The sequence below is a fragment of the Firmicutes bacterium HGW-Firmicutes-1 genome (genome assembly GCA_002841625.1).
Classification (GTDB): domain Bacteria; phylum Bacillota; class Clostridia; order Lachnospirales; family Vallitaleaceae; genus HGW-1.
This window is the reverse complement of record PHAG01000007.1, coordinates 104,513-118,185: the sequence shown is the minus strand read 5'-3', so window position 1 is coordinate 118,185 and position 13,673 is coordinate 104,513. Positions and strand designations below refer to the sequence as shown.

The following is a 13,673-nucleotide window of genomic DNA, read 5'->3' as shown; positions in this document are numbered from 1 at the left end:
TATTGGTAAGTAATATTTTTACCTAGTAGCAACTATTTACATTTGCGCATTGAATAAGTTTTGGAGCTTATAAATAACATCATCTGTATCCGCATTAATACTTGCTGCTTCATTTATACTTGAAATATTTTGCAATACTTTTATGTTGGCATTATATCCGATTGTATAAACAGGTATTTTCAAAACTTCTACCATGCTCTCTATATCGTTAAAATTGTAGCCTTGATTTGTTTCACCATCACTTAACACAAAGAGCATTAGTTTTGCATTGGGATTATTGGCTTTTTCATCCATCAGCATTTTTGTAGCTACAACAATTGCATCAAACATGGCTGTACTTCCTGTTGCCTGCATATCTGTTACAGCTCCTGTAAATAATGATCTCTGATTCAGGTCAAATTTCCCAATAGGAAGATTAATATTCACATCCGTTGAAAATGTAACAAATCCCACTGAATTATCTTTTCCGATAAATTGTGAACCACTTAGAAGAGATTCCTTAAGTTTATTCAAGGGTTCCCCCTCCATGCTTCCAGATATATCCGCTACGAATACTGCAACAATATCATTCGTACCGTTTTTCTTTTCTTTCCATAGTTTCTGAGCTTGTGTAATGGTATCTCCGTTGATATTACCTATTTCCGGTTTATATTCATTTAGATTATTAAATCCATACTCCGAGGCTAGTTTTTGGCTTTCTTCCATTTTGCAGAATTCAATAAACTTGCTCAAGATTTCTTTCTTTTCAGTAGAAAGGTTTCCTATTTCATACATTGGACTATCATGTCTGACACCAAATGGAGTGAATATATAATCAGACTTTAAGTCCGGTGAATTGTGATACGTTTGATATTCCATAATAAAACCATCCAAAACACCAGATTTGGCGGATTCTCTCATTTGCAAAGTCGTAAATGCCACAAATGGTATGTTCGTTTGGAATGTTTCAAAACCTTGAACAGCCTTTTCACTTAATGGATTCTTTTCGTCAAAAGTATATAATGTAGATACTAAGAAATTAAGTCCTGTAGAACTTGCAAACGGATTGGTATAACCCATTGCAATTTCATTATTGGCAACTGCTTCAGTGATTACCTTCAGGTTAATTGCACCATACTTATCAATAAGTTCATCATATTTAGCTTTGGTTAAAAGAACTCCCGGCACATTTCCGGTTAGTCTCTCATCAACCAATGTGATGTCTGTTCCTTTTGATAACATCATTTCTCCCCATAGTTCATTGGAGGGAGTAAATGCATCTGGAATATATTTTCCTGAAACGATATAATCCATTCCCGTTCCAGAGGCTATACCTCTAATTTTTACAGAAACCGTTTGATCGTTCACTTTTATAGCTGCATCATTAAAGGCTTTTGCAACGTCATTTAACCAGCCGTCTTTTCCTTCACCCGATTTTTCAGTGGAAGAAAATATTTCGATATAAGTATCCGTTGTATTTTCTACTTGTGCTGGAAATTTATCTATACTCGGCAATGATTCCTCTAAACTTGTGGTTTCAAGACTTACCGGAACCTTTCTAGGTGTTATTGTGTTTACGGTTATCTCACTGTAAAGATCCTTCAATGTTTCCATAGCATTTTCCGTTGTCACAACTTTTTCACTTTTCCCTAAATTTCTTGTTACCTGAATACCTCCATAAATAATTCCAAAAACGACTACTGCAATAACTGTCAAAATGATAATCATTTTAATTGAATTGTTTTTCTCATTCATATTTGCTCTCACTCCTGTGTCTTTTTATTTGTAAAGCTTTGTCTTGTTAATCAGTTCATCTACCTCTATCATTGCACTCATTTTCTCAATTTCTCCATCTTCCAAACTGCTAAACTTAGATATTTCCAAAAGAAGCTTGTCAAGTTTAAGTAAAATTTGTTCATTGTCTTCAATTGAATCTTTTACAAATACAATATACTCATTATATATGCTAAGCTTAGTTTGAATGAATTCTTTTGTGAAATTTTTTTGAATACTATCGTTTCGAATACGATTGTAATCTTGTTCATCAAAAGCGTTTAATTTATTTAATATACTTTTGATATTTATGTAAAACACTTCTTGAATACCTAATACAGCTCCTTCAAATTTTAAATAACTCATTTCTCCAATGTTAAATTTCTGAAGTAGAATATCCTTTAGTGTTTCTTTCTTTTTCATGAACCTTTCTATTTGTTCTAATATATTAGCAATATCTTTTGAAAAAGTTTTTTTTACATGCTGCTGTTTAAGCGCTATTATACAATCCTCAACTGTTTTGAGTTCAATCGCATGAATTATTTCTTTTTTTCCAGATATAAGTTTGTAGTTTCCTAAAACAAAAATGATGAAACTCATTAATATAGCCGTAAAACCAAACGCAGTTTCAAAAACACTTGTCCCTCCTATTTCAATATCTAAAAGCCCTTTTGAGAAAATCACTATATTAAGCACAACGATTGCCAAATTCAACATTGCAATTTTAATGATTGTTTTTGTACCCACGGTTTATCCTTCTCCTCTTTATCTCAGTCAATGTTACAAAACCTCTGCATTCGGTTAAAAATAATTATAACTTTAATCTGTTTTCAACTATAGTTTTAATTTTAACATATTGATAAAAAACTGTCAGTTACTTTTTTCAATTTTATACCCCCTTAAACAGGCGTAATCTTAACCTCTCGTAACTGTTGAAATAGCAAAATAAAAATAGGATAAAATAATACTTGTTGTTATATTATTCTATTTAGGGTATGATAAGTATGCGCAACAGTCATTATTTATTAACAGCGTCCTTTCTTTTCCATTTCACAACCCTAACTTATTAAAGCGTATGACTTAAGCTTACATTCACAGGGATAAAAGTACCTAAGGAGAATAAAATGAAAAAATTAATTTATAGACCATTAACACTGGTTCTTTGTTTGCTTATCGTTTTCTCGGCAATTGTACCAATATTTGGTGCAACTCCGGTAAATGACTATGCGTCACATTGGGCTAGCGAAACAATAAAGTCATCCCTCGAATCTGGAATTACAAAAGGATATCCTGATGGGTCATTCAAGCCCGACGAAGCAATTACACGAGCAGAGTTTTTTTCCTTAGTAAACAATGCCTTTAACTACACGAGTGCTTCAATGACTACATACACGGATGTGGCACGTAATTCCTGGTATGTACCCGTTATTGAAAAAGCTCAAACAGCAGGATATATCATAGGCTATCCAAATGGTAGTATTCGTCCCGAAGGCAACATATCCCGTCAGGAAGGGGCTGTCATTATCAAACGTCTCAAATCTCTGACAGCGATATCGAATACACTTTACTTTACCGATGCGTCTTCTATTGCACTTTGGAGCAAGCAAGCCGTTATTGCTGCAACTGAAGCAAATATCATGATCGGATACCCAGATGGCAGTTTCAAACCTAATGCACCCATTAGTAGAGCCGAAGCATTGGTTGCAGTTCATACCAGCCTAAATCTTGAAATTATCGCAGTAACTGAGACAGATCCAGATGTGATCGTTGGAGTGCAAAACTAAGAGATGTACCATAAACCCTTACCATGTATATTAGAAGTAATACTCAAAAGAAGCCCCTCACCTAATCAGTGTTGGACTTCTTTTAGTTTGTAAGTAGTCTACCTTTCTATGAGCTTTCAATTTTATAACCAAACCCCCAAACAGTCAAAATCTCCATCTCACTACCTGCATCATTAAGTTTCTTTCTTATCCTCTTTATCACATCATCAACGACTCGACCTTCCCCAGCAAAATCATAATCCCAAACTTTTTCAAGGAGCTGATCTCGGTTGAAAGCTTTGTTTTGATTCTCCATCATGAGCTTTAAAATATCAAATTCTTTTACAGTTAGGCTAATTTCAGTTCCATTGATCTCTACAAGCCTTGTGGAAAATGAAAGAGTTGTATTTCTAATCATAACAGACTCTTCTAATTCTTCACCATGATCACTCACCTTTTCTAATCTTCGTAATATATTTTTTATTCTTGCAAGTAATTCTCTTGGGCTAAAGGGTTTCGCTACATAATCATCCCCGCCCACTTCAAGACCAATGATACGATCCACTTCTTCTCCTCTAGCAGAAACAAAAATAATAGGCAAGTCGTAATCCTTCCTTATCTTCTTACAGAGTTCAATGCCATCAATACTTGGCATCATAATATCTAATATGATCAAATCAGGTGATAGTCTTTGTATCTCAGAATAAACTAAGGTAGCATCCGAAAAATCAGTAACCTTAAAGCTTTCTTTTTCAAGATACTTCTTTATGAGAAGTCGAATTTCTTTATCATCATCAACAACAAAAATATGTTTCACTCTTTTAGCCTCCTTAATTCTAGGATTGCTTGTCTCCTTATTATATCTATTATAATAGAAGTTCACAAGGTTTAAGGAATAGGTATTGTATTTAACACACTTTTCATACATTTATACCTATTTTTTACTTAATTTCAAAGTTATACTAGGCTTATCAAATTAAATAAGGAGTGATTTATATGAAAAAGTTATTAATAATCTTCACAATGGTCCTGATGTTCTCATCAACAATGGTGGTTAGTGCAAATGCATCTCCCAAAACTAAATCAACGAATAATGATAAATATAATGATTGTTCATTTGACCAGAAACAAGAATCTCGTATCGATAAACAAGACCTTCGCACAAATGAAAAAGATTTTCGTACCGATAAGCAAGACCTTCGTACATACAAAAAAGATTATCGCACTGATAAACAAGAGGTATGTACTAATACAAAAGATGCATGTACCAATACAAAAGATACCTGTATTGATAAAAACGATACATGTACCAACCTAAAAGGTTTATGTAATTCAAAATGCTCTAATCCAGAAGTTAAAGAAACAAATGTAGAGTATTTAGAAACAGTAGCAAAATATTCACCAGAGTTAGTTAACTCTTATAAAACAGCACTTGAGAATAAAGATGAGCTTAAAGTAGCAATATCAAATACACGATCTACTATAAAAACAACTTATAGAGACAAAACAATGGCTGAATTAGAAGTTGTAAAGACAGATCTTTATGCCAAAGTTAAAGCAGGAGAAATTACAACTGAAGAAGCTAGACAAAGCATAAAAACCTTCATGATAGATAGTTTGAATACTTATAAAGCTAGTAAAGCTGCTTATAAAGTTGCCATTTTAGCTGCAAGCAACGAATGGGAATCAAAAGCTATTGAAATCAAATCCATTCAAGAAGACCTGCGTACAGCAACTGAAGCCGAAGACGCCAACACTGCAGCAGTTAGCATTCAGAAACTCTATACTTACTTAATAGAATATAATGAATTAGTACAATTTAAGTTAGATACCATGAACGCAATGTTTTAATATATCAACTTTCATAAACACAGTTTTCAAACCTAAATAGAGGCCACTTGGCCTCTATTTTTAGGTTATTTAATTTCAAATATCCCTTCCTTTAAATCAGTGCCAATAAAATTAACCTTAATCTCTGTGTCATAAACAATGTAGGGGAAAATATCATCCCAATGATCCTTTACCTCTTTCCATTTTTTTGGATATTTATTATTTAATGCTACACCAAATCCAAAAATATCTGAATCAAGCTCTTTTTGTGCTCTTTTCATCGAAATATTGATATCTTCGTCAATTTGCTTTTCTGCGCCAACCTTTAATTCATCAAGATAATCAAGCATTGCTTTCGGATAAATGATGCTCTTTTCACCTTGTTCTTCGACTAAGCTTGCATTCACTTCTACTTCAATAGTAAAGGATATATCTCCGTCCTTAATTTTAGGAATAATCTTTGATTTTTGTTTTTCAATTTCAATCGTTACAAACCTTCCTTCTTCTAATATAGAAGGTAAAACCATAGCCACATCTTTTGCTTCACCATGAATCCAATTATATCCTTTTGTTTCTTCCTCAGTAAGATACCCAACTAGAACATCTTTATCAAATACTGCTGTCCCTGTGAGTTTAACTGCTTGAGATTTATTTGTTTGCTTATCCTCGTTTGCATAATTTTCTGTATCTACTAACTCTAATACCCCCATGGTTGGATTTATTCCTTCTTTTAATACATCTCTATAATATTGTATTACCGTTGATGCAATTGATTTGTTATGAAATTTCTGATTTTCAATAATGTTCATCAAATAAATTGCCCCTATATTATCAATTCCCTCTTTAACACCAATTATTTCCCTAGCTTCCACATCTTTTGCAACACATATTAAGGTATACCCTCTTAATTCTTTTCCTCTCACAAAAAAATCAAGATAAGATAACGCTCCATCTTTGGCAACTGCTTCACTTAAGATAATGACTTTTGTATGTGCATAGAAGTTAATTCTATCAAATTCTTGGGTATTATTTCTAATGGCTTCAAATATTGTAGTGCCTTCTGAGGTAACCATTTCAATAACAGCTTCTTTACTACTAGAATTTTTGATGAGTGAACCAGGCCTAATGACCTGGGCAGTATAAATTATTTTATCTGTAGCTTGATCTTTATCAATTGCTACCGCTACAACTATACCCACTCGATTAAGCTGAGATTCACTACAACCAACTAAAAAAAACAAACAAAATGGTATTAAAAAATATCTTAATTTCACTTTTTCCCCTTCTTTCTTTCCTTAGGAGGCCCTGGTTTTAAATCTGTGGCCTGTCTTTTACTATTCCCCCCCTGGGCAATAGACTCCGGCCTTGTCGTCATGGACCATAATGGCAGTCTAATTATAGAATCTTTTAGCTCCTTAAAAACCATTGGTGCTATAGGTGTAAAGAATGGGACACCAAAGGATCTTAAGGAACACATATGCGCTAAAACAAAGAAAAATCCAATGAGTATACCATATAATCCAAGACCAGTAGCCAAGATCATAAAGAAAGCTCTCAGAATAAAACTAGTATTGACAAGCGAAGGGTTTATAAAAGTTGTTATTCCTGTTATTGCTACTACTATAATCATAGGACTACTAACAATTCCTGCATCTACCGCCGCCTGCCCAAGAACCAATGCACCAACTATACTAATTGCTTGTCCTACAGGCTTAGGCATTCTTGTTCCCGTTTCTCTAATAATTTCAAAAATAATTACAATAAAAAAAGCTTCAGCAGAAGAAGGTAATGGTATTCCCTCTCTCGCTGCTGCCATTGTTATAAAAAGTATCGTTGGAATCATCTCATAATGAAAAACTGTAACGGCAATATATAATGCGGGTAAGGATATGGTAATGATATAAGCCAAAAGCCTAATTAACCTAAAACAAGTGGCAATGTATGGACCAATATAATAATCTTCACTATGCTGTATGTTTTCAATAAATAAATATGGTACCATTAAGACAAATGGTGTACAATCACACACTATTGCAACTTTACCTTCTAATAATTTACCTGCAACAGCATCTGGTCTTTCGCTATTTCCTATAGTTGGAAAAATGGATCTAGGATTGTCTTCAATATATTGCTCAATATATCCAGATTCTAAAATAGCATCAATATGGTCTTTTATTCGTGTTAATCTCAACTTAACTTCCTCAACTACTTTTGGATTTGCAATATTGTTAATATAGGCTATAACAATTGTCGTATTCGTCTGTTTTCCCAAAATCATTTTTTCAAAAACCAATTCACGACTCTTTAATCTGCGACGAATTAATGCCGTATTCACCAGAATATTTTCAGTAAAGCCTTCTCTTGGCCCCCTAACTACTGTTTCTGTTTGAGGCTCTTCAACACTTCTTGCTTCAAAACCCTTTGTATTAATCACTATAGCTGTTTCAAATCCATTAATAAAAAGAGCTGATTCACCACTTAAAATGGCCAATGCTACTTCATCCATAGCTTCAACATCTTTCAAATCAGATACACAGATAATGCTATCCTTTACAATTTGATACAAATTTTCAGGATTTATTTCCTTCAACTTGTTTAAGGGATCCATAATAGCACTAATAATCTCTTCATCAATCATTTTAACATTTGCCATACCTTTAATATAGCAAACCATAAACATCTTGTTTTCGACTTCAAACTTTCGAATAATTACATCGTCACTACTACCAATTAGATCATCCAACATAATTTTATTCTGGTGGATATTCTTATCTACTTTACTTTCAATAAATTTGGTTGTTTTTATAGCTTTATTTATTGGTAGTTTTTTTGAAATTATTTTAATCAATAGAATCCAACTCCTATTTCAAGGTTTTTTTCTTGTGTGATAATAAATATAGACAACTGAGTAATAAATGCATACAAGGGTTAAGATTAAAGCACATATCCATCCCCCTATAATTAAAGCACTTGGAACAAAGCCTATATCAATAATAGTTTGAAAATCTAATGTTGTATCTAAGTTAGCACTCATCCTATTAACCCTCTACCATTTTTTTCTCTTGGATTTTTGTTTTCAAAAGTATTGCAACTAAAATAAGTAACGGACAGACAATTTCTAAAACAGTAAATCCACTGTAAAAATAAGTAATGGATAACTTCAAGCCTGCCCATCTATGGAAAATAAGATTAGGATAGTAGGTGAGTGAAAAAACAGTCCAAATAATTCCAGATATTATGATAATCCCTTTATCATTCCTTGCATTAAATAACGCTTTAATAGCCAATACCCCACCGAAAAAATGAATGGTCATTTTAAAAAACCCACCAATAAACATTACAACTGTTGCTATTGCATCTAGATTTGTTATGATATCAGCAATATTAATTAGCTTAATAACTTCATATATTGGAATGGTTGATCCTACAACATAGGCAACATCTAAAACAGCAACCATTAGAGCTAAGATGCTAGACAATAATAACCCTATTGTTAATGAAACATAAAGTGCAACTTTTCTTACAGCTTTTTTATCATTAATGTATTTCCAGTACATTAAAAAAACAACCATTTCTCCAAAGGGAAAGTTTACTACGGCAGGTACTGCAGCTTTAAAAACAGGCATTGGACCACTCCCTAGAACTGGCTGTAATCTAGTTAAATCTACTTCTCCTGATATTATACTAAAAACAATGATACTAAGAATGAAAAAGATTACTATTGGAAACATAATTTCTCCCATTCTAGCCAATACCTCTACTCCTAAAAAAAGAATGTATATAGAAGTAAGCATAAAAACGGTTAGAATAACCCATAAGGGGGTTGCCGGGAGTAAAATCATTGAGACAAGCTCCCCGAACTCACGAAAATTTAAAGTTGAAACCCAAAAGAATTCTAATGCATATATTAAAATCAACGGTATTGAGAGCCATTTACTAAATACTGTGGATATGATTTCTGCAAAATCTTTATCACGATAATGGTTTTGAATTTCACTGTATATTAGAACTAATACAAATCCAAATAACATGGCTACTAAAATAGCAATCCATGCATCTTGTTTTGCATCTATTCCTAAACCAAAAACCGTAGTACTGCCTATTTCAAATAACATCATTAAACAATAGAGTTGCCATTTGTTAATGTTAACTGTTGTCATAAATTTACCCTCAGCTTAAAAAGAGATTATCATTACTACTATTAGCAAATTTATGTAATTTTATTCTTTATGCTTAAAATACGTTTAACACTTCACATACTTTTCATACATTTATACCTAATTTTTACTTGATTTCAGGGTTATACTAGGCTTATCAAATCAAAAAGGAGTGATTTCATATGAAAAAAAAGTATTTATAGTCTTTACAATGGTCCTGATGTTCTCTTCAACAATGGTGGTTAGCGCTAATGCAGCCCCCAAAACCAAAGCAACAGATAATGATCGATTTAATGGTTATTCCTCTGAACAAGAACAAATTTCACGTACCAATCAAGATTCACGTACTAATATAAAAGATTTACTAAGTTTAAAAGGTTCCTTAAACATAAAAAATTCAATTAATTTAAGAGAGTCATTTAATTCAAGATTTTCAGATCGAAAACAAGAAAAAAATGCAGAGTATTTAGAAATAGTAGAAAAATATTCACCAGACTTAGTAATCCCCAATAAAACAGCAATCGAAAATGAAGATGCCCTTCGTATAGAATTTTTAGACACACAATCTACTATAAGAACAACTTATAGTGACAAAACAAAGGTGGAATTAGAAGTACTAAAGAAAGATCTTTTCGAACAAGTGAATGAAGGTAAATTGACATATAGAGAAGCTCAAGAAAGCATAAAATCCTACATAAAAGATAGACGAGTTGAATTTAAAGCCAGTAAAGCTGCTTATAAAGATGCCATCTCAGCTACAAGCTACGAATGGGACGCAAAAGCTGTTGAAATCAAAGTCGTTCGTGAAGAACTTCGTACAGCTATTGAAGCCAATGACACCAACGATGCAGCATCAAGTATACAGAAACTCTACGCTTACTTACTACAAGAAAATGAATTTGAACAATTTAAGTTAGATTGCATGAACTCCCTGTTCTAATATAGCAATAAATTTACATAAATAATAGAGGCCAATTGGCCTCTATTTAATACCCTTTCATAATTTTTAATCATTAAGAATTAATTTCACACACTTTTCTTACATTTATTTGTTATAATAAAAGTATACCACTTCAGACCTTAATCATAAGGGGGCCTTCAATTGAATAGAAGTATTTTTTCAAAATTACTCATGACCAATTTATATATCTTATTCGGCTTGATTGTGGTGCTATCCCTTGCCCTTTCCTTCCTTTATTCCAACCATATATATCAACTAGAAAAAGAACGTTTGGCAGATATGGCTCTGAAAACAGAAAGCCTTTATTCTAATTGGGAAAAAGGGCTCATTGTAGAAACTAAATTACAAGATTATATGGATGCAATGGCCTATGTTTCTAAATCGAAGCTTTACATATTGAACATTGACAACGGCAATATAAAAAACTTAAAAGGTCTTGATCTTGCAAATGAAGATTTAGATGATTATTTATATGAGGATTTGAAGGATATTATAAATGGAAAAGAGGTATTTAGAAATAGTCAATACACAGAAACCTTTGATACCAGGATGATTTTTTATGGAAGACCACTCATAGAAGGAGACCAAATCAAAGGTGCAATCATTATCTTTTCACCTATTAGCTCCGTTAGTCGAAATATCCGAGTGATGGTAACCATAATTTTAAGCATATCCCTGATTTCAATGATTATAGTAGGAGTTATACTCTTTGTTAGTGCTAAAAAGATTGCTAAACCCATCAAATTAGTTAGAGATTCCGCCCTCAAAATTGCGAATGGCGAGACCATAGAAGATATTGATAACTCTCTTTACTCAGAACTCAATGAACTCACCGATGCATTCAACTATATGAAATCTGAACTTATCCGTATCGAAAGTGATAAAAAAGCCTTTATAAGCATGATATCTCATGAAGTCAAAACACCTCTGACCGTCATTTCTGGCTATTTAGAAGCAATTCACGATGGCGTCATAGATGGGAGCGAAGTCACGGAAGCTTTAGATATCATTTATCAAGAAACCCATCGACTCACCCAACTCACAAAAGATATTGTGACAAAAACGAGCAATAAAGATTTAGAAATCTACCTTGAACCAACCATTTTTAAGCTCAGGCCTTTACTTGAAGACATCATCAAGCTATCAAGCGTCAATATTAAAAAGAACATTGAATTTACGCTTAGTTGCGAACAAAATATAACTATTTATGCTGATGAAAACAAAATAAGACAAGTACTTTCAAACTTAATTAGTAATTCCATTAAGTACTCTAATCACTCAGTAAATATTAATATTTATTGTTTTGTAAAAGAGGATTCGCTCTGTCTACAAGTTAAAGATAATGGTATTGGCATTAAAAAAGTTTATTTAGAGAAGGTTTTTCAAAAATATTACCGTGTCAGAAATATCTCTGAACCCTTTGAAGGCAGTGGACTTGGTTTAAGTATAGTGAAGAAATTAATTGAGCTTCATAAAGGAAAGATAGAAATCTCAAGTGAGCTAAAAAAAGGAACGACTGTAACCATGTGGTTCCCCTTATAAAGGAGATAAAAAATGAGAAACCGGCTTATTGTTGCTACACTATTTATGTTATTGCTATTGCTATCCGGCTGTCAAGATAGAAAGGTTACTAAATTAGTAGTGGTTGATGGAGCATTACCTAATGAACTCGCTGAAGATTCACCTTACTTTGAAGACGAAGAACCACTGATTGAAGCTCAAATAACCAGCAATACTAGCTCACAAGACTCCATTATCATTGCTAAATCAAAAGATTTGGCTGAAATAAGCGAAAGAACTTTAATTCTTTATGAAATAGATTATTTGCTAGATGTCACCTTAGGCAATCTCGAGGAATTAGAAGAAGATACGTTATCCGACGACAATATTATAAAAGAAGGAGGTGTCAAATAATGAAAAAATTACTCATATTTTTAATTCTGATTATCCTGTTCGTTTCTTCCTCCTATGCGCAAGAGAGAACAAGTCCTTTTTCAGCAGCAAAAGTGGTTGGAGAGAATAAAGCTACGATCAAAACGCTAGCGAACGATGTGCGAGATAATACAATGCTAATCAAGGAAAAAATCCAACTTCTATCCGATAATAACGTTGAAATATCAACTGAACAATTAGAAACATTGAAAAACTATGCTGTTTTAATAACAGATCAACAAGAAGCTATGAAGGCTACTCTAGGTCAAATTAACGCATATACTGATGATATATTGATTGCTAGACAAGTGAAGGATTTTGATGCTTTATTCATACTTTATAATGAGATCATAAAAATCCAAACCACACGAATTCATCAACTGACCGAGTATAACCAGCTCCTTGATGATTTATTTGATACCTTGTAAAAATCACATTGCGTTTTCTATTCTTTTAGCATATTCTTCCACACTGACTTTATTAGACAATCTAGGAAATATCCAAATAGCCTCTTAAGAGGGTTAAGCTTGCCTTCATAATAATAATTTGCTTCTAACCAACCTCTACTCTCCCAAAACTTATAATCCGCCTGAGAGGTCAATGTTTTGCTTTTCAAGCCATTAAACATGTAGATATTGTAAAAGCTTGGAGATGGTAATGTGTTGCTTTTTATGGTTGCAAGAAATTTCATGGTGGCAGTATTTATTTTTTGGGTAGACTTGTAATAATATTTAAGTCTATAAAAAGAATTCTTCTCATTATCTTCAAAGTACATCGAAGAAATTACTTCAATTTTGCCCACTAAATTGCATCCCCATCCACATGCCGTCATTTTGAGATATTTCGTTACCGCTTTGCTTCCACCTCCACCTGTTGTCACAACAGTTAATGCGGGTTTCCCAACAAGTTCAGGTCTATGGAATAAATATGCCAATCTATCAATTACCTTTTTAAAGGTACCCGTTACTTGATACGCATATACAGGAGATACAAATATGATTCCGTCCGCATGAACAAGCTTTTCTTTTAGCTGTTTTATATCGTCTTGCATAGGGCAATAAGCTTCTCCCTTTTGAAAACATTGATCACAGCCTCTACATTCTTCAACATTAAGCGCCTTCAAAAAAACATATTCGAATTCTACCTTTTCATTTTGGTTCAACTGATCTTTCATTTGTTCACAAATATGATACCCATCTTTTTTACGTGGACTTCCCATTAATACCAATACTTTCATTTTCTAATTCTCCTTTAATTATGGCCCAACATATCCAACGT

The 13,673-nt window shown here is 33.0% G+C and carries 13 protein-coding genes; 6 read left to right on the top strand and 7 right to left on the bottom strand.

All coding sequences use genetic code 11. The features are described from left to right. Nucleotides 1-36 precede the first annotated feature (36 nt). On the bottom strand, nucleotides 37-1,734 hold the full coding sequence (locus CVU84_09310) for a VWA domain-containing protein (GenBank protein ID PKM94702.1): 1,698 nt from the start codon (nucleotides 1,732-1,734) through the stop codon (nucleotides 37-39). 24 nt (nucleotides 1,735-1,758) lie between these two features. Continuing rightward, on the bottom strand, nucleotides 1,759-2,499 hold the full coding sequence (locus tag CVU84_09305) for a hypothetical protein (GenBank protein ID PKM94701.1): 741 nt from the start codon (nucleotides 2,497-2,499) through the stop codon (nucleotides 1,759-1,761). Nucleotides 2,500-2,876: 377 nt separating this feature from the next. Between CVU84_09305 and CVU84_09300 the strand changes: the two genes are divergently transcribed. Continuing rightward, a complete protein-coding gene (locus CVU84_09300) occupies nucleotides 2,877-3,536 on the top strand; it encodes a hypothetical protein (protein PKM94700.1) in 660 nt (219 codons plus the stop codon). Nucleotides 3,537-3,642: 106 nt separating this feature from the next. Here the strand turns inward: CVU84_09300 and CVU84_09295 are convergent, their stop codons facing one another. Further along, nucleotides 3,643-4,332: a DNA-binding response regulator gene (locus tag CVU84_09295; GenBank protein ID PKM94699.1), complete on the bottom strand. Its 690-nt coding sequence runs from the start codon at nucleotides 4,330-4,332 to the stop codon at nucleotides 3,643-3,645. A gap of 179 nt (nucleotides 4,333-4,511) precedes the next feature. Between CVU84_09295 and CVU84_09290 the strand changes: the two genes are divergently transcribed. After that, on the top strand, nucleotides 4,512-5,366 hold the full coding sequence (locus tag CVU84_09290; protein PKM94698.1) for a hypothetical protein: 855 nt from the start codon (nucleotides 4,512-4,514) through the stop codon (nucleotides 5,364-5,366). Between the two features lie 65 nt (nucleotides 5,367-5,431). Here CVU84_09290 and CVU84_09285 read toward each other — a convergent pair whose 3' ends face one another. The 3 genes from CVU84_09285 to CVU84_09275 all read right to left on the bottom strand — a co-directional run bounded on the left by CVU84_09285 (nucleotide 5,432) and on the right by CVU84_09275 (nucleotide 9,505). After that, nucleotides 5,432-6,619, bottom strand: coding sequence for a hypothetical protein (locus CVU84_09285; GenBank protein PKM94697.1), 1,188 nt, complete (start codon nucleotides 6,617-6,619; stop codon nucleotides 5,432-5,434). Then, the gene (locus CVU84_09280; GenBank protein PKM94696.1) at nucleotides 6,616-8,193 is read right to left on the bottom strand and encodes a spore germination protein; all 1,578 of its coding nucleotides are present in this window, start codon (nucleotides 8,191-8,193) and stop codon (nucleotides 6,616-6,618) included. The genes CVU84_09285 and CVU84_09280 overlap by 4 nt, the downstream gene beginning before the upstream one ends. Nucleotides 8,194-8,383: 190 nt before the next feature. After that, nucleotides 8,384-9,505 (bottom strand): spore gernimation protein, encoded by a 1,122-nt coding sequence (locus tag CVU84_09275; GenBank protein PKM94695.1) that lies wholly within the window; start codon nucleotides 9,503-9,505, stop codon nucleotides 8,384-8,386. Nucleotides 9,506-9,737: 232 nt separating this feature from the next. Between CVU84_09275 and CVU84_09270 the strand changes: the two genes are divergently transcribed. The 4 genes from CVU84_09270 (at nucleotide 9,738) to CVU84_09255 (ending at nucleotide 12,823) form a co-directional block, all read left to right on the top strand. Further along, complete coding sequence (locus CVU84_09270) at nucleotides 9,738-10,442, top strand: hypothetical protein (GenBank protein ID PKM94694.1); 705 nt, start codon at nucleotides 9,738-9,740, stop codon at nucleotides 10,440-10,442. A gap of 162 nt (nucleotides 10,443-10,604) precedes the next feature. Continuing rightward, nucleotides 10,605-12,005 carry a hypothetical protein gene (locus CVU84_09265; protein PKM94693.1) on the top strand — a complete coding sequence of 467 codons (1,401 nt, stop codon included), beginning with the start codon at nucleotides 10,605-10,607 and terminating at the stop codon, nucleotides 12,003-12,005. 12 nt (nucleotides 12,006-12,017) lie between these two features. Next, nucleotides 12,018-12,377, top strand: a complete 360-nt coding sequence (locus CVU84_09260) for a hypothetical protein (GenBank protein ID PKM94692.1) — start codon at nucleotides 12,018-12,020, stop codon at nucleotides 12,375-12,377. Further along, on the top strand, nucleotides 12,377-12,823 hold the full coding sequence (locus CVU84_09255; protein ID PKM94691.1) for a hypothetical protein: 447 nt from the start codon (nucleotides 12,377-12,379) through the stop codon (nucleotides 12,821-12,823). Before CVU84_09260 ends, CVU84_09255 begins: the two co-directional genes overlap by 1 nt. A gap of 17 nt (nucleotides 12,824-12,840) precedes the next feature. Here CVU84_09255 and CVU84_09250 read toward each other — a convergent pair whose 3' ends face one another. After that, complete coding sequence (locus CVU84_09250) at nucleotides 12,841-13,632, bottom strand: flavodoxin family protein (protein ID PKM94690.1); 792 nt, start codon at nucleotides 13,630-13,632, stop codon at nucleotides 12,841-12,843. Nucleotides 13,633-13,673: the final 41 nt, after the last annotated feature.

Excerpts from the sequence above, each read along its gene's own strand:
- CVU84_09310 (PKM94702.1), bottom strand. The coding sequence starts at position 1,734 with ATGAATGAGAAAAACAATTCAATTAAAATGATTATCATTTTGACAGTT.
- CVU84_09300 (PKM94700.1), top strand. The coding sequence starts at position 2,877 with ATGAAAAAATTAATTTATAGACCATTAACACTGGTTCTTTGTTTGCTT.
- CVU84_09290 (PKM94698.1), top strand. The coding sequence starts at position 4,512 with ATGAAAAAGTTATTAATAATCTTCACAATGGTCCTGATGTTCTCATCA.
- CVU84_09275 (PKM94695.1), bottom strand. The coding sequence starts at position 9,505 with ATGACAACAGTTAACATTAACAAATGGCAACTCTATTGTTTAATGATG.
- CVU84_09270 (PKM94694.1), top strand. The coding sequence starts at position 9,738 with ATGGTGGTTAGCGCTAATGCAGCCCCCAAAACCAAAGCAACAGATAAT.
- CVU84_09260 (PKM94692.1), top strand. The coding sequence starts at position 12,018 with ATGAGAAACCGGCTTATTGTTGCTACACTATTTATGTTATTGCTATTG.
- CVU84_09255 (PKM94691.1), top strand. The coding sequence starts at position 12,377 with ATGAAAAAATTACTCATATTTTTAATTCTGATTATCCTGTTCGTTTCT.
- CVU84_09250 (PKM94690.1), bottom strand. The coding sequence starts at position 13,632 with ATGAAAGTATTGGTATTAATGGGAAGTCCACGTAAAAAAGATGGGTAT.